The sequence below is a fragment of the Enterococcus sp. DIV1726a genome, assembly GCF_051710985.1.
GTDB classification, from domain to species: Bacteria; Bacillota; Bacilli; order Lactobacillales; family Enterococcaceae; genus Enterococcus_B; species Enterococcus_B hirae.
This window is the reverse complement of record NZ_JBIOLS010000001.1, coordinates 2569939-2591991: the sequence shown is the minus strand read 5'-3', so window position 1 is coordinate 2591991 and position 22053 is coordinate 2569939. Positions and strand designations below refer to the sequence as shown.

The following is a 22053-nucleotide window of genomic DNA, read 5'->3' as shown; positions in this document are numbered from 1 at the left end:
CACATGGCAGGAAATCAGTAAATGTGTGAAATAATATTTGAACTTGTAGCATTTATTTGTTACTATGAATCTACACTTTTGAGTAAATAAAAATCAACGCCTGAAAAGGAAGTAGTAAAAAGTCGAAAGTTTTAGAGAGCACATGGTTGGTGGAAATGTGTACGGACGCTTTTGAACTCGCCTTTGAGTTGCGCCTACTGAAATCACAAACAGAGTAAGTAGGAGCGGTGACGACCGTTACAACGTTTGAGGCCTTTGTGAAAAGGCAAAATTAGGTGGTACCACGTAGATTACGTCCTATAAAAAGAGCAATCTTTTTATAGGACTTTTTTGTTTTCTTCAGATGAAGAAGCAAAAAAGTGAGGGAGACCTCACTACACTTCGACAGATTGATGTGGAAGTACAAATAGATCAGGGGGATAGAAAATGAGTTATAACCATAAAGAAATCGAAAAGAAATGGCAAAAATACTGGGCAAAAAACAATACCTTCAATACCCATGATGATTCTGAAAAACCAAAGTTCTATGCGTTGGATATGTTTCCATACCCATCAGGTCAAGGATTGCATGTTGGACATCCGGAAGGCTATACAGCAACAGATATCTTATCTCGTTTTAAACGAAGTCAAGGATTCAATGTCTTGCATCCGATGGGATGGGATGCGTTCGGACTACCAGCCGAACAGTACGCATTAGATACAGGAAATGATCCAGCTGAATTTACACAAAAAAACATTGAAACATTTCGTCGCCAAATCAATTCTTTAGGGTTTAGTTATGACTGGAATCGTGAAGTCAACACAACTGATCCAGAATATTACAAATGGACACAATGGATCTTTACAAAATTGTACGAAAAAGGCTTGGCATATGAAGCAGAAGTAGCAGTTAACTGGGTACCTGAGCTTGGTACGGTGATCTCTAATGAAGAAGTGATCGATGGAAAAAGTGAACGTGGCGGCTATGATGTCGTCCGCAAACCAATGCGTCAGTGGATGCTAAAGATCACTGCATACGCAGATCGTTTACTTGATGATCTTGATTTAGTAGATTGGCCAGATAGCATCAAAGAAATGCAACGCAACTGGATCGGTCGTTCAGTAGGAGCAAATGTTGAATTTAAAGTTGCTGGAACAGACAAAACGTACACGATTTTTACCACACGACCAGATACATTATTTGGCGCAACGTACTCTGTTTTAGCTCCTGAATTAGACTTGGTGCAAGAAATCACGACGCCAGAACAAAAAGCAGCAGTTGAAGCATACATCGAAGAGACAGCTAAAAAATCAGATTTGAAACGTACAGATCTAGCGAAAGAAAAAACGGGTGTCTTTACTGGAGCTTATGCAATCAATCCAGTTAATGGAAAAGAGATCCCGATCTGGATCGCTGACTATGTGTTAGCTTCTTATGGTACTGGAGCAATCATGGCTGTGCCTGCTCACGATGAACGTGATTATGAATTTGCAAAAACCTTTGATTTAGAAATTCTTCCCGTGATCGAAGGAGGAAATATTGAAGAGGCTGCTTATACAGAAGATGGTCCTCATATCAATTCTGAATTTTTGAATGGCATGAATAAAGCAGAAGCCATTGCTAAAATGAATGAATGGTTAGAAGAAAATAGTTGTGGGAAAAAAGAAGTCAGCTATCGTTTACGTGACTGGTTATTCTCACGTCAACGTTACTGGGGGGAACCAATTCCGATCATTCATTGGGAAGATGGTACAGTCACAGCTTTACCAGAAGAAGAGCTGCCATTACGTTTGCCTAAAACGACTAATATCAAACCAAGTGGAACAGGAGAATCGCCACTTGCCAACATCGAAGAATGGGTGAATGTTGTCGATCCTGTGACTGGCAAAAAAGGTCGCCGTGAAACCAATACAATGCCACAATGGGCAGGAAGTTCTTGGTATTATTTACGTTATATCGATCCACATAATAAAACAGAATTAGCGAACTATGAGAAATTAGAACGCTGGTTGCCAGTAGATATCTACATTGGGGGAGCAGAACATGCCGTTCTTCACTTGCTGTACGCTCGTTTCTGGCACAAATTCTTATATGATATCGGTGTTGTACCTACAAAGGAACCATTCCAAAAATTATACAACCAAGGAATGATCTTGGGAGAAAACAACGAAAAAATGTCTAAATCACGTGGCAATGTCGTTAATCCAGATGATGTCGTGGCCAAATATGGCGCAGATACATTACGATTATATGAAATGTTTATGGGCCCATTAGACGCATCGATTGCTTGGAGTGAAAATGGACTAGAAGGAAGCCGCAAATTCTTAGATCGTGTTTGGCGTTTGATCGTGGATGAAAACAATAAGATGCGTGATCGAATCACCACTTTAAATGATGGAAAATTAGATAAAGTGTATCATCAAACCGTCAAAAAAGTTACGGAAGATTACGAAAATCTTCACTTCAATACAGCCATCTCTCAATTAATGGTGTTTGTCAATGAAGCGTATAAAGTGGATGCACTACCTTATGAATATATCGAAGGATTTGTTCAATTGTTGGCACCGATCGCACCACACATGGGTGAAGAACTATGGGCAATCTTAGGAAATGAGGAAGGTATTTCTTACGCAGCTTGGCCAACTTATGATGAGTCAGCTTTAGTCGAAGATGAAATCGAAGTTGTCTTCCAAATCAATGGTAAGGTCCGAGGAAAAGCTAATGTTTCACGTGACTTACCAAAAGATGAACTTGAAAAAATAGCGATGAACAATGAAACGATCAAAGAAAACATTGCTGGCAAAACTGTTCGTAAAGTGATCGTTGTACCAAATAAATTAGTAAATATCGTAGCTAATTAAAAAGCAGGAACAAGTGAATTATAAGAGATTGTTGAAGGAGCTTTCGATGAAACCCAGAGCCACTTTCAGAATGAAGAACAGATCATTAAAAACAATTTTGGCTGTTTCAGTATTTTAAGATGTTTTATAAGTCGCAATCAGTTCAGCAAGTTTATAACTGACTAAACGTAGGAAAAGAGATTATGACAAAAGTGTCTAGCTCCGAGAAATAAGCCGGAGAAGAGGTTGAGCCAAGTGTTGGCTCAACCTCTTTCTTCGGCTTATTTTCCGTTAGAGCTTGAAACACCGTGGATAAGATCGTGAAAGAGGCGGATAGCTCCGAGCAGATGCTTAAATACTATTTATTTGTCTTGGGTCGCTTCCTCTCAAACTCTTTTATAGAAAAATAAAGTGAAGAGAAACTAAAACAAAGAAAATTTCAATTGAAGAGTTAGAACCATTCACCGAGTGGAAGTTTGCTGACGTTTTTTTTTGTGAATGATTATCCAAGATGAACAGTTATTTTTTGTTAGTTACAAAAGTGAAAAAAACAAAAAGTGTTTTATTAAAATTGCTTATGTCTCATAATATTTGCATCGTGATACCTTTTGAACGTAAACAAATGACACATTTTTTTAAAACATTGTTATTTTTATTTAGTTAGCATGTTTTCTTTTTTTTTTAATACCAAGCTATAGTATTACGCTATTTTGTTTTTTTTATTTTAGAAAAATGACAGGCCGATGAAACAACCGCAAATCTGTTAAAAATTACCATTCTATCGGTAAAAAAAGGTTTTGTTCTAAGCGGATAATCGTAGATAATTTTAGTGTAGGTGTTTCATATGTTTTTGGAGGTGAGTATACGTAAGATTAAAATGAAAAATTTTTCTTTACATAGTGATTTTTGTTATGTTAATAGTCAAATAAACTATCATCTCATGAGCAAAAAAGTAACCTTTTACAAATATTAGGAACGTTCACACTAGGAATGTTCATAAGAAATAATAAAAATTTTGTTTATTTAATCTTTCCTTTTAGAGAATTTGAGCAAGGAAAAAGAGTGAGTGTATTAGTAAGAGAGGAGGACAGAAAATTTGAAAAGCAAGCATTTGCGAACGATAACAACCTCTTTGTTGTTGTTCCAAAATTGTCTTTATCCATTAACCGTTTTTGCTGAGGAAGCACCACCAGAACTAGATACGGAGTTTGTACAGGATTTACAAAATCAAGGGGAACAACCAGTGATGCAAGAACCTGTTTCACCTGAAACAGCTGCAAACGACTCAACAGAAGAGTCAATCGAGGTAGAGGAGCCAGTAGAAGAAAATACAGAGGAAATCGTAGAAGAAGCACCTGTAGTTGAGGAAGTACCGATTGTTGAAGAACAAGAAGCGGAAGAAGTACCAACTGAAATACCAACTGAACAGCCAACTGAAGTAACGGAACCTGTGACTCCATGGGAAGATCCTGTACCACCAGTCCTTCGACAAAGTGCTGAGTTAAGGAAGAATAATTTACCAAACCTAGATAAATATCGACCTGATCTGATAGCAAATGGGAAAAAAAGTTATATTGAGAAAACGTTAGCGACACAGATTAATCGCACTATTATGTTGGGAGCTGCCGTTGGTTCGAAGACTTCCTTTACTGTGAATGTGCCTACCTATGAGAAGGTCACTCAAGATAAAGATCATGGTTGGATTTCTTGGATAGCAAGTAATCTAACCACAACGGATGATTATCCATACGATACGATGTATTATGGGAATCATTCATCTTACCGCGGAACGTATACGTTAACGATTCCATCTGATCAAAGTGTCAATGGGTACCAAGTGACGGTTACGAAGCCTAGTATTTCTTCTTATGCCGCATCTTTTACCGTCACGATCACTAGGCTGGCATCGACCAGTGCAAAAGAAGATCGATTAGTACTTAACGGAGACGTGAAACTAGGGACGACGGCTGTAGCCTCCCAATACTCTGTTTTAGACTCGATCCCGATCGAAGATGTTTCGTATGTCAATGCTTTGCTGGGAACGATTACAGTGAAGAAAGAGCAACCTGAATTTGAGATCAAAAATGAAGTGACCGTTGAAGCACAAAGAGGAAAAGAACTGTCTACGAGCATCCTAAAATCGTGGTTTTCTACGATATCGGAGAATTCAGGGAATTATGACTATAGTCTGTCTTCCGGACCGGCAGAATGGGCACCTGGAGCAACTGGAAAAGCTACAGTTATTGTCAAAAATAAAACAACGAATAACACGCAAGAATTTACGACTAACTATACTGTTGTAGATACTACTGCACCAAAATACACAGTAATCAGGGATGCACCATTGGAGGCTAGACGAAAAGGGAGTCTCACTGATGAAGAACTAAGGAGTATATTTGAAAAACTAGAAGATAACTGGAGTAAACCGGAGGATCTCCAGATTGAGTTATTTGATTATAACGGTTCCAACGTTCCTTGGGAGATTGCTGGGATTCAACCAGGTGTTGAAATTGTCAAGGTACGTGTGACCGACCAAGCAGGGAATGCTGCTACGGGAAGTGGTTATCGTATCCAAGTGGTTGATACTACGCCTCCTGATGGGAAACTAAAAGACAAAATCGTGATTGAACAAGGAATGGAACTGAAAGATTTAAGAGATTTACTAGAGGGTGATCCAACCGACAATTGGTCCTTGCCAGAAAAAATCAGTCTTTCGTTGGCTGTTGATGGTGGAAAGCAAGTCTCGGAATTACCTAGGGGAGAGCATAAATTTACGCTAACCTTGACGGATGAGGCTGGAAATCCTAAAGAGCTCAAAGGTACGTTACACGTCGGTGATGCGTTTAAAATCAAATCGGAAGTGGTTGTCCAAGCACAAAGAGCCAAAGAGCTATCAACTGAAATTCTCAAAAGCTGGTTTGAACAATTACCAAACAATCCTGACAGTTATGACTATCGTCTGTCTTCCGGACCGGCAGAATGGGCACCAGAGACTAACGGACAAGCAACAGTCGCTGTCACAAATAAAGCAACAAATGAAACAAAAAAATATGAAACGAAATACTCCGTCGTAGACACTAAAGCACCCACCGCAACACTTAAAAAAGAGATCGTGTTTGAAGCAAGGCGTACAGGTGCGCTCACGCAAGCAGAACTACGAGAACTGTTGATTGAGAGTGATCTGCAAGATAATTGGAGTTTACCAGAAAAGATTACGATCGGATTGACTAACATCGGATCCGCAAATGAACCGTTTGAACTTGTTGGAAAGGCACCAAGTATGTACAGTAATATTTTTATTACCTTAACAGATGAAGCAGGAAATACGAGTCGATATCTGAAAAATATTTCAGTCGTTGACACGCAAGCACCAGAGGGCAAGCTTAAGGAGTCACTGTTTTTTGAAAAAGGCAGTAAAGAGCCAGATTTACGAGAGTTATTAGATGGCGAACCCACCGACAACTGGTCGCTACCAGAAAATATCAAACTTGCGTTAAGCTTCAAGGACGGCAAGCAGTTTTCAGAATTACCTGAAGGGGCGCACGAGTTTACGTTAACCTTGACGGATGAAAGAGGAAATGCTAGAGAACTTAAGGGTAAGTTGTACATCGGTGAACGGTTTGAAATAAAGTCTGAAGTGGTTGTTGAAGCACAACGAAGCCAAGAATTATCTCGGGCAATTCTAGAATCATGGTTTGATAAACGACCAAAAGATACCGATGATTATGAGTATCGTCTGACTAATGGACCGAAAGAATGGGCACCTGGAGCAACTGGAGAAGTAACAGTTGCTGTGAAAAACAAAACAACGAATCACACGCAAGAACTTACTACTAAATATACAGTAGTAGATACGAAGGCACCGACAGCAGAGTTTGAACGGAGTGTTTCATTTGAAGCAAGACGTACAGGCAGTCTTAGCCGAGAAGAGTTAATGAGTGTGATTAAAGAAGGGACTTTACAAGATAATTGGAGTTTACCAGAAAAGATTACGATTGGGCTGGAGGATCTTCAAGGAGGAAAGTTTGAAATTGCTGGGAAAGTGCCTTCATCTACTGCGTATGTTGTAGCCTCTGTTCTAACAGACGAAGCAGGAAACCAACAACACTTTTCACCTATAAATCTATTGATCGAGGATACAACACCTCCAGAAGGAAAGCTAAGAGATTCACTTGTCTATGAGCAAGGAAGTGAAATGCCGGATTTACGAGAGTTGTTAGATGGCGATCCAACTGACAATTGGTCCTTACCAGAAAATATCCGACTTGAGTTAACTTTCGAGAATGGCTTAGAATTTTCTGAGTTGCCTGCAGACGATCATCGATTTACGCTGAAATTGATTGATGAATTTGGCAATAAAACAGAACTAGACGGAATATTGACGATTACATCTAACGCACAATACATCGATGTCACCATTCCTGCACGTATGAGTTTTGTACAGGAGGATATTCTAGCTGGTATCGCTTCACCAAATTATGAGATCAAAAATAATTCCAACCGTCCGGTATCCGTTTATGTGGATGCCATGACTAGTCTTGAAGAAACCGAACGATTAACTGAACTGACATTAGGTTTGCAAAATACGGATCATGAACAAGAGGTAGTTTTAGTATCAAATGGTCAAAATCTATCAGAAACCGTTGAACTTGTCACTTTAACAAGTGAACAGAATGCTTATGAGTTCTCTTTCTTTGGAACAGCAGGTGACAACATCTTGTCGGAAACCTTAGATGCGCCAATCAGACCTAGTTACTTGATGCAGTTGCATTTTAAAACACCATGAGATATAGACCTATTCAAAAGAGATCGTGAAAGCATCGGATAGTCCCGAAAACAAACAGAAAGAATTTTTTAACCAACTAAAAAAGAAACTGAGGCAAGTTTTAGCTCAGTTTCTTTTTTTGTATGTTTTTTTCTTCCTAATCGATACGGAAGTATTTCTTTTGTAAAGAAAACGTTTACAATCTATACTTTAAATAGAACGAAAAGGAAGGAGCAAATAAAATGAAAAAAGCATTGATTATTTGTGCAGCAGGGATGTCATCTTCTATGATGGCTTCTAAGACCACGGATCTATTCAAACAAAAGGGGGAAGAAATCGAAGTCGATGCGGTATCTGCGACAGAAGGCGATAAAATGATCAAGTCAAGCGACTTTGATTTATTTCTCATTAGTCCTCAAACCACGATGTTTTTAGATAAGTTTGTTAAACTAGGAAAAACGGTTGATAAACCTGTGGTTAGTATTCCCTTTCAAGCGTATGTTCCGATTCCCACAGGTATTCAGAAATTAGCGGATTTGATTGAAGAAAATATCTAACTAGGAGTGGATAAAGATGAAACAGATCGAAAAAGCATTGTTAGGGCTATTGATCAACTATCAAAAAAAATATATCACTAGTCATGAGCTTGCTTCTGAATTGTCTTTATCTGATCGAACAATCCGTAAATACATGGTTGATGTCAAAGAGAAAATTGAAAAAAATGGGGCAAAAATCATTGCCAAACAAGGACAAGGATATCAGTTGGCGATCTTAAAGCCTTTGGCATTTGCATTTTTTTTAAAACATCAAAATATCGCAGCTGATCAAGGCATGTCTGAAATGGAATTTTTTGAAACTGAAGATCGTCAAAAATATCTGTTAAATAAGTTATTGCTAGAAGATGAAGCCATTTTTATGGATGAATTAGAGTCGGAACTCTTTATCAGCCGTTCTAGTTTATCCAATGATCTAAATGAGATAAAGGCAAAAATTGAGCCCTATGCGTTAAAAATTTGTTCTAAATCGCGACAAGGAATGTGGATCGAAGGATCAGAGCAAAACAAGCGCCATTTTATTATGGACACATTTTTTGGTGATCAAGCAGCGAACTCTTTAAAAGATTATTTAGTGAACAGTCACTTTTTCAATGAATTCAATTTTGAAGAGGTTTTAATCATTATTTTAGATGAAATCCGAGAAGCAAATTTAAAAGTTTCTGATTTTATCATGCAAAATCTAGCATTACACCTAGCCTTAACGATCAAGCGAATCAACGAAGGATTCCCCATTGAAGCTTTAGATTTTAGTGAAGAGTTAGTGGATCGCCGTGAATATCAGGTAGCAAAAAAGATCGTTCAACGAATGAATCGTGTGACAAAAGTACCTTTTCCAGAAGCGGAAATTCATTATCTGACGTTGCATTTGATTGCTAAGTCTAATCCCATCGAAAAAATAAATGATGAGATGCTTTACGAGGAATTAGCAAGAGTGATTGAGCAGCTTGCCGACTTTTTTGGCGATTCACTGATTGAGGATCAACAATTAAAAAATGGTCTGCTTAATCATTTGACGCCAATGGTGGTTCGTCTACGGCAAGGGATTACTTTAGAGAATCCGTTGACTGAGGATATAAAAAAAGAAAATATGGTCGCCTTTGAACAGACGAAAAGAATATTTAGTCAAATGCCTATGTTACGACAATTCACGATCAATGAAGATGAATGGGCGTATCTTACCTTACACATCATGGCAGCTTTAGAAAAAGTCAGAACAGCGAAAAAAATACGGGTATTGATCATTTGTGCAACTGGTTATGGAAGTGCGCAATTGTTGAAGAATCGTGTGCTTGCTGAGTTTGGCGAAATGCTCTTAGTGACCAATGTCAAAGGTTATTACGAGATCAATGAAATGACTTTGATGGGCGTAGATATGATTATTTCATCAATCGATTTATCAACGATGATTTTTAAGATCCCCGTATTACATGTGAGTGTCTTTTTGAATCCACTAGATAGCCAAAAAATTCGACAGACGATTGCGGACTTACAACCTTGTCCGTCAAAAAGAATAAAAACTATTTGCACAGATTCTCCGAAAAAAAGACAGGATTATCATGGCCAGCTTTCTGAAAGATGGTACAAAGTCTATTCTGAAAGACCAACTAAAGAGACGGTGATTTTAGACCTACTCTCGCTTTTAGAAAAAGACGAAGTAAAAGATTATACCCTTGAAATGATGGCACAAATCAGCAAGCGAGAGAAAATGGGACAGATTGTCTTCAGTGAAACCGTTGCAGTCCCACATCCAGCTATTCCAGTAGGGGTCACGACAAAAATTGCAGTCGCAGTGATTCCTGAGGGGATGTTTTGGGATGATTACCAACAGATCAAATTTGTTTTTCTCGTGTCACCATCTTTTATTGAAAACGAAGAAATTACTATAGTGACAAAAGCAATTGTGCAATTAATTGATCGCACAGATTTGCAACAACAAATTTTAATTGAACCAACGTTTGAAAATTTTAGCAATCATTTTGACGAGGTGATTGAATAAGGAGGAATACGTGTGACTGGAAATATGACGAGTGAAGAATTACAAGTCATCGCTTTTGATATTATTTTGCATAGTGGAAATGCCCGAACATTGATTCATGAAGCCTTCAAACTTCTACGGCAAGGAGAAAAAGCGGAAGCGAGTCAACAATTAGATAAAGCAAATGAAGCTATTTTAGAAGCGCATAAAGCCCAGACAAACTTGCTAAAAGAATATGCAAGTGGGCAAAAAATCGAGATGGAGATCATTATGGTCCATGCCCAAGATCATTTAATGACAACAATGACCCTTTTAGAAGTTGCAAATGAAATGAGTTATTTGTATCAACAAAAAGCTTGAAAGAGGAGATTAAGGTGGATGAAACTAAGAAGCAACAATTAGCTTTAGAAAAGAAACAATTTAGTTTGAAAATCATGTACTTCAATCGTTATCTTGTGATTCGTTATTTGACAGCCTTTTTCTTTTTCATCAATCTTAATTGGCTAGTACTACTATTAATCGCAAGAAGCAGTGCCTGGCTGCTGCCGCTTAGCTTGCTGGGTTTGATCGTTCCTGCTATCGGTGAACAAGTCATACTTTATCGTACGCACACGAACCGAGCACCTTGGACGAGCAATTATTTTAAGATTCAAGGAATGATGAACGTAGGAATCAGTGGCTTACTACTTACCCCATGGTATCGCTCATTTTTTCCATTTATGGCTAATGATCATAGCACCAAGCTATTTTTACTCGCATTATTTGTAAGCGGTATCTTAATTTGTGGCTTTTGCTGGTTCCGCTTAGAAAAAATTGAACGTAATCAAGACCGTCAATATCAACGTGTTAAACAATATGAAAAGATTTCACAATTAGGGAAGGGGAGTAACTAATGTTTAAATTTTTGGAAAAGTATTTGATGGGACCGATGGGAAAAATTGCACAAATGAAAATCGTTCGGGCGGTAATGGCAGCAGGGATGGCTTCGATTCCATTTACGATTGTCGGGTCGATGTTTTTAGTTTTGAATATCTTACCTTTACCATTTCCATTTCTTGAAGGGTTTTTCAACGCTACATTTTTTAAAGTCAGTGATTTGTACATGATCATCAACACGATGACCATGGGGATTTTATCCATTTATTTTGCTATTGTTTTTGCTTATGAACTGACTTCAATCGAACGAGATGAACAAGGGTTGAATGTCAATCCTTTAACTGGTTCGCTGCTTGCGGTATTTGCTTTCTTCATGTGTATTCCGGAATTAGTGTTATCCGATGGGAAAGTAAGCTTGATCGCTAGTATCTCAGATACGGAAACTGTCGTGAACGGGATTCGGATGGGCTCATTTGTCGAGCGGCTAGGCACTTCCGGTATCTTTACAGCAATCATCATGTCATATATAGCTGTTGAATTATATTGCATCTGTGTCAAACGGAATTGGGTCATCAAGATGCCTGATGTAGTACCTCCAGGTGTTTCTCGTTCCTTTACAGCTTTGATCCCTACATTTGTGATTGGCTTCGTCGTGATGCTTGTTAATGGTCTGTTGGTTGTATTAGGAACAGATATCTTCAAAATGATTGCGATCCCATTCGGGTTTGTTACTCAATTAACGAACACATGGTTAGGGATCATGGTGATCTATTTCTTGATCCATGCACTATGGATCGTGGGTATCCACGGCGCCAATATCATTACTTCTTTCTTGACACCAATCGTATTAGCGAACATGGCAGCAAATGCACAGGGAGCGAATTTCCCGCTTGCTGGCGAATTTAATAATTCCTATGTAACAGTAGGAGGATCAGGGGCCACATTAGGATTGATCTTCTTCATTGCCTTTTTGGCTAAATCCGATCAATTAAAAGTACTAGGGAAAGCTTCACTAGTTCCAGGTATCTTTAATATCAATGAGCCAATTATTTTTGGGATGCCAATTGTTTATAATCCATATCTGGCTGTTCCATTTTTCCTAGCACCGATGGCATCGGCTTCACTAGCTTATTTTGCCATTCGCTTCGAGATCGTTAAGCCAATGCTGGCGCAAATGCCTTGGCCTTCGCCAGTTGGTGTGGGCGCATTTGTCGGTAGTGGGGGAGACTGGAAGGCGGCTGTTTTAGCAGTATTATGTGCAATTTTAGCGTTCTTCATTTGGTTACCATTCATCAAATACTATGACAATAAACTGTTGACTGAAGAAAGAGAAAAAGCAGCCGAATTAGCTGCGGAATAAAGCCATGTGATTTGCTTCAATTAACTCAATAAAAACAAAGATAGAAAACTACGATAAATATGAAGCGGGACTGAGACAAAAGTTGTCTCAGTCTCTTCTAGTATCTCTAAAAACGAATAAACGGTGATACAAAAGTAGCATCTTCGGAAATAAGCCGAAATTTACCGAAAATTTGAGAAGCAATTTTCGGAAATTCCTTCTTATTTCTTGATGCTGAACACTTTTGTCTCAACCTCGCTTCAATACGTTTCGCATCTCGTATTTTTTATTGTAAACAAGTGGTATTCATTGAAATACTCAGTCTTCAATCAATTCTTTGACGACTTCATAATCGCCTTTATAAGGAACATCTATCCCATTGATTTTTTGATAAGGATCGACTCCTTTTCCAGCGACTACAACGGAATCTTCGGGATTGCTGATCGCTAATGCTTGTCTGATCGCTTCTGGACGATCCATTTCATAATGAACCTCAAGCTCAGCATTAGTGATAGCTGCATTGATTTCTTCAGCGATTTTTTGCGGATCTTCAAACGCTGGATCATCCGCTGTTAAAAAGACGACGTCAGCCGTTTCTGATAATACTTTACCGAAATCCTGACGGCGAGAAACTGCTTTGTTTCCGGGGCTACCTAGAACAACGATGACCCGACCCTTCGGATGTTCTTTTTTGGCAAATTCTAATAATGTTTTTAAACTGAGATAATTATGGGCATAATCGACATAAACATGACTACCATTTTTTTGGATCAACTGATCCATCCGTCCAGGCACACGTGCTGCTTTGAGTCCTTTTTGGGCATCCTCGATGGAGGCGCCAGTCAACGCAGCCGCAATGATAGCACTTGCTGCATTTTCTTGGTTGAAATCACCGGCTAATTGGATCTCATAGTCTGCTTCGATATCAAGTTTTCCGTTGTGTTTGATCAAGTGAAAGGCATGGTTCCCTGAAGTTAAACTTTTTACTTCATAATCAGATTCGGCAGAACGTCCATAAGTGATGTAAGGGACGTTTGCTAACTCAGCCGTTTCCTGTAAAAGATCGAAATGATCACTTTCATGATCTAAAATCACAGTTTTAGAATTTAAAATCAATTGACGTTTGCAATAGAAATAATCATCAAAAGTTGGATGTTCAATGGGGCTGATATGATCAGGAGAGATGTTTAGGAAGATTCCTACATCTAGCGTTAAACCATATACCCGTTGCGTTTTGTAAGCTTGTGAGGATACTTCCATCACTAAATGTGTCATGCCATTTTTTACCGCTTCCGCCATCATGCGATACAAGTCTAATGATTCAGGCGTTGTTAAATGGGATTTAAAAAAAGTTTGTCCATCTAAAGTCGTGTTCATTGTTGAAAGCAACGCTGTTTTATTGTTTGTCGCATGATCTAAAATGGCTTTGGTAAAATAAGCTGCCGTTGTTTTTCCCTTAGTTCCAGTGTAGCCGATCACTTGCAATTGTTTTTGGGGATACTGATAAAAAGCCATGGAAAGGATCGCCATCGCTTTGCGAATATCAGTCACGATGATACCAGTTGCTGTATTTTCGTAAGGCTGTTCAGCGACGTAGTAGCTCAAACCATTCGAGATCGCACTTGTTAAATACTCTTCTTTGAAATTCAGACCTTTACAAAAAAACAACGTCTCATGATCTACTTGGCGTGAGTCATAACTTAACTTTTTGAATACAAATTGCTCAGGAGCATCTAAATGCCAACCTTGAACAGAAACAAATTCTTTTAATAAATTTTCTTTGATCAATAATTTACGGATATCTTCTAAAGAGAAGCTCATTGAATCATCCCTCACTTTATTATTCATTGGGTTCTGATCCATTATAGCATATTTCAAAAGGCTTACGGGAAGGGAAGAAAGAGAATAAAGTTGATTGCAAAAAGGAAAAAGCTAGCGTAAGACGATGACCTCACTGATTACAGGGCTAGTTTTTTGTAAAAAGATGAGAGGAAGAAAAGATTTACTCAATTTTTTTGATATTAGTATAGAAATGTTTTAACCTTTAAGTACAAGGATATTCTGTTTTCAAGATGTCTTTGATTACTATAGAGAGGAGAATAAGGAAATTCCTGATTCCAATAAGAAATGATAGATTGATTAAGAAAAATATGAAAATGAAAGGGAAATAGAATGGTTGAAATAGAAGAGAAGCAAATTCTAGTTTTGGGGTTGAAATCAGAAAGAGATAAGTTTATTCTCTCGTATTCAGATGAAAAGTTAACCCGAGAAAACTACATTGATACTTATAACAATAAAATAAAAGAAGCTATTTTACAGGAAGCTGAAAAATTGACCACTAAAGAGAGGTGGCAGAATTTTACCAAGAATTTATATTCCTATATTCCCATAAATATTAAAATGGATCCTATAGGGAAACATTATCTTCAATCTTTGCAAGAAAAAGAGAAAAATAAATTAGAAAATATTTATAAAGATGTACATATATTGAAGTTAAAAGAAAAATGTTTGTTCGAAAAAGATGGAGAAGTTATTTCCCCTATTTTACATGCCAAAAGAGGATGTAAAATAGGGATCGATGCTGCTATAAAAAATGCCAATACTCAATTATTTTTTGTTATAGACGGAATAAATATGCGGAATGTTGTTCATAAAAAAGATTTGTATAACCGAAGTATTACAAATAGAGAACTGAGATATATTTATCGTCATCGCTACGCTTTAGAGGGGAAAATCACATTTTTTTCTAATGGAAAACAATGTGAAGCACCTTGGGAAAAAGATCCGCAACTATGGAGTGAATACAAGCATTCCTCACAAAGCTTTATTTATAAATATAGAGATATAATTAGTAAAAAACAAGGCATGTTGAAGTCTGGAGAACATTCGAGTATAAAACAACCACTCAATCACTTAACGGAAAAGGCTATCAATGAACAGAAACACAGGAACAGTTTGTTATCTAATTCTAATGAAAATATAAAAATAAAACAAAACAAAGAGTTATCTAAAGAATAGTGAATTTACAGAAAAATCACACAAAAAAGATTGCCAGTTTCCCATTTTGCTATTAAACTGTTAGTAATGTTTTGAAGAAAGTTGGAATCTGATCGATGACTAATCAACGAAAACCAGCAATGGAAAATTTAACACCTCAAGAAAAAATGGCTCGTGGCTCTGCTTGGATGACAGCTAGTAATATCATTTCCCGGTTACTCGGTGCGATCTACATTATCCCATGGTACGCATGGATGGGAGAGAATGCGAAAGCTGCCAATGGATTATTCAATATGGGCTACAATATTTATGCTTTATTCCTACTGATTTCAACAGCTGGGATTCCGGCGGCGATCGCAAAGCAAACCGCTCGCTACAATTCATTAAATGAATATGGGACCTCTCGGCGTTTATTTATTCGAGCATTACAGATGATGGGTGTACTAGGACTCTTATTTTCATTATTTATGTATGTGGCTTCGCCTTGGCTCGCACATGCTTCTGGTGGCGGAGCAGAATTGATTCCAACGATGCGATCACTCAGTATCGCGGTACTTGTTTTTCCTTGTATGAGTGTCATACGTGGGTATTTCCAAGGAAATCAAGAAATGATGCCGTATGCACTTTCCCAAATCGTGGAACAAGTCGCACGGATCTTTTACATGTTGCTTGCGACCTTTATTATTATGAAAGTCATGAAAGGCGATTATGTCACAGCAGTTACTCAGTCGACTTTTGCTGCATTTATCGGAATGTTAGCAAGTATTTTGGTTTTGTTGTATTTTTTGAAAAAACAACAGGCGTATTCAGCGGCACGTGTCCAGTATAGCCATAACCAAGTCAATGTAGCGACAAAAGAATTGTTACTAGATACGATCAAAGAAGCGATTCCGTTTATTATTGTTGGGTCAGGAGTGACGATCTTTAAATTAGTAGATCAGTTTACCTTTATTAAAATCATGTCAGCAACGACGGAATATTCCAAAGATCAGTTATTGGATCTCTTTTCAATTTTTAGTGCAAACCCAGATAAATTGACGATGGTCGTGATTGCACTTGCTACTTCCATCGCTTCTACTGGGTTGCCGTTGATCACCGAAGCGGTGACGATCAAAGATCATCGTGGTTTAGCGAAACTGACAAGTGGCAATTTACAATTGTTTTCGTTCTTTATGTTTCCTGCTACCTTTGGCGTGATCCTGCTAGCCTATCCTTTGAATACGTTGTTTTATGCACCTGATAAACTAGGAAGTCACGTGTTGATCCAAGCCAGTTTTGTGGGGCTGTTCCTTGGTCTATATATGTTAGTTTCCAATATGCTTCAAGGGATGTTTGAAAATGCCGCAGCGATCCGTTATCTTGCAATCGGTTTTGTCGTGAAGGTGATCTTGCAATATCCAGCAATCCGTCTGTTTGAAGTCTATGGTCCACTATTTGCGACGATGATCGGTTTTGCTGTTTCTTGCACGCTGATTTTAAAAAAGATGCGTCAAGTGGCACGTTTCAAACCAAGTTTTGTTTGGCGTAGAACGTTATTAATTTTTATTTTGACACTGATCATGCTGGTAGCAGCTGGGGTCACGAAATCTGTTTTCGGTTTATTCCTCAATCAAGATAGTAAGATTCAGTCATTGTTCTTGATTTTATTTGTAGCTGGTGTTGGCGGTACGGTGTACGCATACTTAGCGTTAAAAATTCGATTAGCTGAACGTCTTTTAGGACCAAGTATGGTTCGATTACGTCATCGATTAAGGATCAAGTAGTAAATAAAATTTGAAAAAAGAAGTTAGGAATAATGTCCCCCATTATCCCTTAACTTCTTTTTTCAATCAAAAGGAGAAGAAACATGCGATTAGACAAATTTTTAGCGGATGTCGGATTAGGCAGTCGCAAAGAAGTCAAGGCACTGATCAAAAAAGGGCACATCAAAGTGAACGATCAAACCATTAAAAGTGACAAATTCCAAGTAGATGAATGGAAGGATCAAGTGACTTATGAAGGCGAACAGTTCATTTACCAAAAAGATTTTTATTATATCCTCAATAAACCAGCTGGAGTAATTTCAGCCACTCAAGACAACTACGATCAAACAGTACTTGATCTATTCGATGATACTTCTTATCGGGAAGATCTTTTTCCTGTCGGGCGTTTAGATAAAGATACAGAAGGGTTATTGGTTGTGACAAATGATGGCGGTTTGGCGCACCGTTTACTTTCCCCAAAAAAACACGTCGAAAAAGAGTACTTCGCTGAAGTTAACGGTATCATGACCGAAGCCGATGTACAGGCATTTAGTCAAGGATTGACGATTGATGGTGGCGAAGAAACCAGACCTGCTCAGTTATCCATTGTTTCAGTCAATTCGGAAGATGAAACATCGGTGATTCGCTTGATCCTGCATGAAGGAAAATTCCATCAAGTCAAACGGATGGTCAAAGCCGTAGGAAAAGAAGTCACTTATCTTAAAAGAATCCGAATGGGGAATTTCCTGCTCCCAGAAGACTTGGCACTCGGCGAGTATCGGCAAATGACAGCTGAAGAAGTCAAGCAGTTAGAGGGAAAGGAATTGTAATCAAACGAAATACGATGAAGAAACAAAAGCCAGCTAGCCTGTTTTTAGGCTCATTGTCAAATGATAAAATGATAGTTAGGGTATCTTTGATAAGCTAAGTAAAAGACATCTTGAATCCTTCGATGAATTGGTTTGCCCAATTCATTCTAAAGGAGTTCAGGGTGTCTTTTCTTATTACAGCCACATCACTTTAGTTTATATAAAGCAATATAGTTGCTGTTAACAAAAGAGTGAATAGAAGCAGTATAGGATTGATCGTCTGTTCAAAACTCCTGTTCAACTAATCGTGAGTATTGTCTATCTCAAAACGAATATATCTTGTACAGTAGCAACTTAAATACCTACTAGAATATCAGTGATTTTCATTCTAATGAGCGGCTGATTTTTCTGCATGTTCGACTTATTTATCGGTTTATCTATACCTAACACCCTTTTTTTATGCTCATTTCATTCGTGTTTATTTAGAAATTACTGCCATTAGCCAACGGTTTTTTGAAAAAATTGATCGCTAAAATTGAACCTCTGCCTAATTTTGTTATCTATATTTTGTATCATTTTATCTATAATTTGTTTATTTATTCCTTTTGTTGTAAGCGCTATAATTGGCTTGTGAATGACACGAAAGGAGTTTTACGATGAAAAAAAGAAAGGGGTTAAATCATTTTTTTGCTAATCTATGGCGCTACAAAGCTTTAGTACTGATGGCTGTGCCGGGGATGCTATGGATGATTTTTTTCTTTTATATCCCAGTATTAGCAAACGTAGTAGCATTTAAAAACTTCCATATTTCTGCTGACGGGTTTTTAGCTAGTTTAAGAGAAAGCCCTTGGGTTGGTTGGGAAAATTTCCGCTTCTTATTTACTTCTGATCAAGCTTTCTTGATCACTAAAAACACCATTTTATATAATGTTACTTTTATTCTTTTGAATTTATTGATTTCCGTTGTTTTTGCCATCATTATGAGTGAATTACGGAATAAACGACTGGTAAAAGTTTACCAAACAATGTCGTTACTTCCTTACTTTCTATCATGGGTCATCATTGGGTATTTTGTTTATGCCTTCTTGAGTCCTGACAAAGGAATCTTTAATCAGTGGATCACTGGGCATGGTGGAGAAGCGATCAACTGGTATAACGAACCGAAGTATTGGCCGTTTATTCTTGTCTTTATCGGTACGTGGAAAGGGATTGGCTATAACAGTATCATTTATTTTGCTTCTGTTATGGGGATCGATCCTACTTATTATGAAGCAGCGATGGTGGATGGTGCCAGCAAATGGCAACAAATCAAACATGTGACGATTCCACAGTTGATTCCGTTGATGACGATCTTAACGATTCTAGCTGTCGGGAATATTTTCCGAGCAGACTTTGGTTTATTCTACAATATCCCGAGAAATTCCGGGGCACTTTATGATGTCACACAAGTATTGGATACTTACATTTATAATGGCTTGACCTCTACTGGTGACTTTGGAATGACAGCTGCAGCGGGATTGTATCAATCCGTTGTCGGGTTTGTTCTATTGATGATCACAAATACGATTGCTCGTCGTTTCGACAGCGAATCAGCATTGTTCTAGGGAGGAGAAAGAAATGAAAAAAAAGAAAGTCGAACGAGTACAGATTCGTTCATTTAACAAAACAACCAATTTTTTCTCTAACTTGTTGATCGCATTGTTTGCTCTTTCTTGCATCTTACCGTTTCTATTCGTGATTGCGATTTCTTTTACGAAAGAATCCGCTTTGACACAATATGGCTACAGTTTTTGGCCAAAAGAATTTAGTACATTTGGGTATACTTACTTATTCGGTCAAATGCAAGACAAGATTTTCCAAGCTTTATTTGTGACGATCCTTGTCACTGTTCTAGGGACTTCGATCAATAGTACAGCGACTTCTTTATACGCTTATGCGATTTCACGATCAAACTTCCCATTTCGGCGCTTCTTTACCGTATTTTGTTTGATCACGATGTTGTTCTCACCAGGGATGGTTGCGAACTATTTAGTAATGACGAATCTCTTGCAGTTAAAAGATACGATCTGGGCATTGATTTTGCCAATGGCAGTCAGTCCGTTCAATATCATCGTGATGCGAACGTTCTTCAAACGCTCGGTTTCAGATTCGATTATTGAATCTGCAAGAATTGATGGAGCTAGTGAGCTGCGAATCTTTGTGCAAATTGTTTTACCACTAGCAATTCCAGGGATTGCAACGATCAGTTTGTTTGCTGCCTTAGGGTATTGGAATGATTGGTTTAATGCGTTGCTTTATATTCAAGATGATAAACTGGTTCCTTTGCAATATTTATTGATGAAGATCCAAAGCAATATTCAATATTTGACACAAAATTCAGGAGCGGGCAGTCAATTGACAGGCGGACTTGCTTCTGTTCCGGGAGAATCAGCTCGAATGGCGATCGTCGTGATTTCTACTTTACCGATTGCGATCAGCTATCCATTCTTCCAGAAACATTTTGTTAAAGGATTAACGATTGGTGGAGTAAAAGAGTAATGCAATAAAAATATAAAACAATTTAGGAGGAAGAAAAATGAAGTTATGGAAGAAATTAGCCTTTACTGGCGTTTCTGCAATGATGGTTGGAACATTGGCAGCCTGCGGATCGGGGACAAAAGAAAAAGCTGAAGCAAGTGATTCAACAACCCTTCAAATGTATCAAATCGGTGATAAACCAGAGAATTTCGATCAGTTGATGGACATTGCAAATAAACGGATCGAAGATAAAATCGGAGTCAAAGTCAATATCAACTACATCGGTTGGGGCGATTACGAGAAGAAAATGAATGTCATTATCTCTTCTGGTGAAAACTACGATATTGCCTTTGCCAACAACTATGTATCAAATGCGCAAAAGGGTGCATTTACTGATTTGACAGAATTAGCACCAAAATATGCGAAAGAAGCGTATGATTCTTTAGATGAAGCGTATATCAAAGGAAATTTAGTTAACGGAAAATTGTATGCCTTTCCAGTAAATGGCAATGTGTTTGCCCAACAAGTGTTGACTTTCAACAAGCCGTTATTAGACAAATACAATTTATCGATTGATGGGATCGAAACTTATCAAGATGCGGAAAAAGTGTTACAAGAATTCCATAAAAAAGACCCAAATACAGCTGCTTTTGCGATTGGACAAGGATTTAAGGTCCAAGGAGATTTCGATTATCCATTAGGGAATACATTACCATTTGCGGTTGATTTGAATGGCGATGACACTAAGATCATCAATCAATACGACAACAAAACGTTTATCGAATTATTACGTACGATGCACAGCTGGTATAAACAAGGATTGATTCCTAGCGATGCTGCTACTAGTAATAAAGATTACCCACTTGAAGGGAATACTTGGTTAATGCGTGGCGAAACGCAAGGACCATACGATTATGGCGATACGATCTTGACTAATGCAGCGAAACAAGAATTGGTTTCAAAAGCAATTACTGTTCCATTGAAGTCAACTGGACAAGCACAAATGGCCAATTTTGTCGTATCAAATACCTCTAAAAACAAAGAAAAATCAGTTGAATTTTTAGGTTTATTAAATAGCGATCCAGAATTATTGAATGGTTTAGTTTGGGGTATCGAAGGCGAAGCATGGAAAAAAGATGGTGATGACAAGATCAAATTATTAGATGGGTACCAACCAAACATGCACATGTCTGCTTGGAATACCGGTAACAATGAAATCTTATACACACAAGATACGATCACAGATGAAATGATCGCTGAAAGAGATAAATCAATCGAAGAAGCAAAAACTTCTCCAATCTTAGGCTTTAGTTTCAATACAGATAGCGTAAAAACAGAACTAAGTAATATCTCAAATGTCATGAATCAATACCTAGATGGATTAAATACTGGGACAGTTGATCCTGATGAAACATTACCAAAACTAAAAGATGCTTTGAACAGAGCAGGTTATGACAAAGTATTAACAGAAATGCAAAAACAATATGATGCATTTCGTAAGGAAAGTAAATAATTCAAGAAACTGAATCAGTTTCTAGAAAGAAGCAGAACTTTTTCCGAAATTTGCATGTCGAATTTTTGGAGAGTTCTGCTTTTTGATTAGTGTCCGAAGAAATGAAAGAAAAGCAACCAAGTAGCTAAAAGTTCATTAGGCTT

The 22053-nt window shown here is 37.9% G+C and carries 14 protein-coding genes and 1 other annotated feature; of the genes, 13 read left to right on the top strand and 1 reads right to left on the bottom strand.

Going from position 1 to position 22053, the window contains the following annotated elements; genetic code table 11:
- Positions 1–92: 92 nt before the first annotated feature.
- Positions 93–303, top strand: a binding site (T-box leader).
- A gap of 123 nt (positions 304–426) precedes the next feature.
- From leuS to celB, 7 genes are all read left to right on the top strand, one after another.
- A complete protein-coding gene (gene leuS / locus IGJ27_RS11705; RefSeq protein ID WP_178306331.1) occupies positions 427–2841 on the top strand; it encodes a leucine--tRNA ligase in 2415 nt (804 codons plus the stop codon).
- 1075 nt (positions 2842–3916) lie between these two features.
- The gene (locus IGJ27_RS11700; RefSeq protein ID WP_178306332.1) at positions 3917–7606 is read left to right on the top strand and encodes a hypothetical protein; all 3690 of its coding nucleotides are present in this window, start codon (positions 3917–3919) and stop codon (positions 7604–7606) included.
- A 221-nt stretch (positions 7607–7827) separates the two neighbouring features.
- Positions 7828–8142 carry a PTS cellobiose transporter subunit IIB gene (locus IGJ27_RS11695; RefSeq protein ID WP_010721024.1) on the top strand — a complete coding sequence of 105 codons (315 nt, stop codon included), beginning with the start codon at positions 7828–7830 and terminating at the stop codon, positions 8140–8142.
- A 16-nt stretch (positions 8143–8158) separates the two neighbouring features.
- Entirely contained in the window at positions 8159–10138 is a 1980-nt protein-coding gene (locus tag IGJ27_RS11690) for a BglG family transcription antiterminator (protein ID WP_178306333.1), read from the top strand.
- Positions 10139–10162: 24 nt separating this feature from the next.
- Complete coding sequence (locus IGJ27_RS11685; RefSeq protein WP_014834421.1) at positions 10163–10477, top strand: PTS cellobiose transporter subunit IIA; 315 nt, start codon at positions 10163–10165, stop codon at positions 10475–10477.
- Between the two features lie 14 nt (positions 10478–10491).
- Entirely contained in the window at positions 10492–11010 is a 519-nt protein-coding gene (locus IGJ27_RS11680) for a hypothetical protein (protein ID WP_178306334.1), read from the top strand.
- Positions 11010–12353, top strand: coding sequence for a PTS cellobiose transporter subunit IIC (gene celB, locus IGJ27_RS11675; RefSeq protein WP_010721020.1), 1344 nt, complete (start codon positions 11010–11012; stop codon positions 12351–12353). Before IGJ27_RS11680 ends, celB begins: the two co-directional genes overlap by 1 nt.
- A gap of 297 nt (positions 12354–12650) precedes the next feature.
- Here the strand turns inward: celB and IGJ27_RS11670 are convergent, their stop codons facing one another.
- Entirely contained in the window at positions 12651–14153 is a 1503-nt protein-coding gene (locus IGJ27_RS11670; protein ID WP_034700494.1) for a UDP-N-acetylmuramoyl-L-alanyl-D-glutamate--L-lysine ligase, read from the bottom strand.
- A gap of 351 nt (positions 14154–14504) precedes the next feature.
- On the opposite strand from IGJ27_RS11670, the gene IGJ27_RS11665 reads away from it, so the two are divergent.
- From IGJ27_RS11665 to IGJ27_RS11640, 6 genes are all read left to right on the top strand, one after another.
- Entirely contained in the window at positions 14505–15350 is an 846-nt protein-coding gene (locus tag IGJ27_RS11665) for a hypothetical protein (protein WP_096709858.1), read from the top strand.
- Positions 15351–15445: 95 nt separating this feature from the next.
- Positions 15446–17092, top strand: coding sequence for a putative polysaccharide biosynthesis protein (locus IGJ27_RS11660; protein WP_034700493.1), 1647 nt, complete (start codon positions 15446–15448; stop codon positions 17090–17092).
- An 83-nt stretch (positions 17093–17175) separates the two neighbouring features.
- Positions 17176–17901: a pseudouridine synthase gene (locus IGJ27_RS11655; RefSeq protein ID WP_094940683.1), complete on the top strand. Its 726-nt coding sequence runs from the start codon at positions 17176–17178 to the stop codon at positions 17899–17901.
- A gap of 635 nt (positions 17902–18536) precedes the next feature.
- The gene (locus IGJ27_RS11650; protein WP_010721015.1) at positions 18537–19484 is read left to right on the top strand and encodes an ABC transporter permease; all 948 of its coding nucleotides are present in this window, start codon (positions 18537–18539) and stop codon (positions 19482–19484) included.
- Positions 19485–19497: 13 nt separating this feature from the next.
- Positions 19498–20418 (top strand): carbohydrate ABC transporter permease, encoded by a 921-nt coding sequence (locus IGJ27_RS11645; RefSeq protein ID WP_438791707.1) that lies wholly within the window; start codon positions 19498–19500, stop codon positions 20416–20418.
- Positions 20419–20455: 37 nt separating this feature from the next.
- The gene (locus IGJ27_RS11640; RefSeq protein ID WP_178306335.1) at positions 20456–21910 is read left to right on the top strand and encodes an ABC transporter substrate-binding protein; all 1455 of its coding nucleotides are present in this window, start codon (positions 20456–20458) and stop codon (positions 21908–21910) included.
- Positions 21911–22053: the final 143 nt, after the last annotated feature.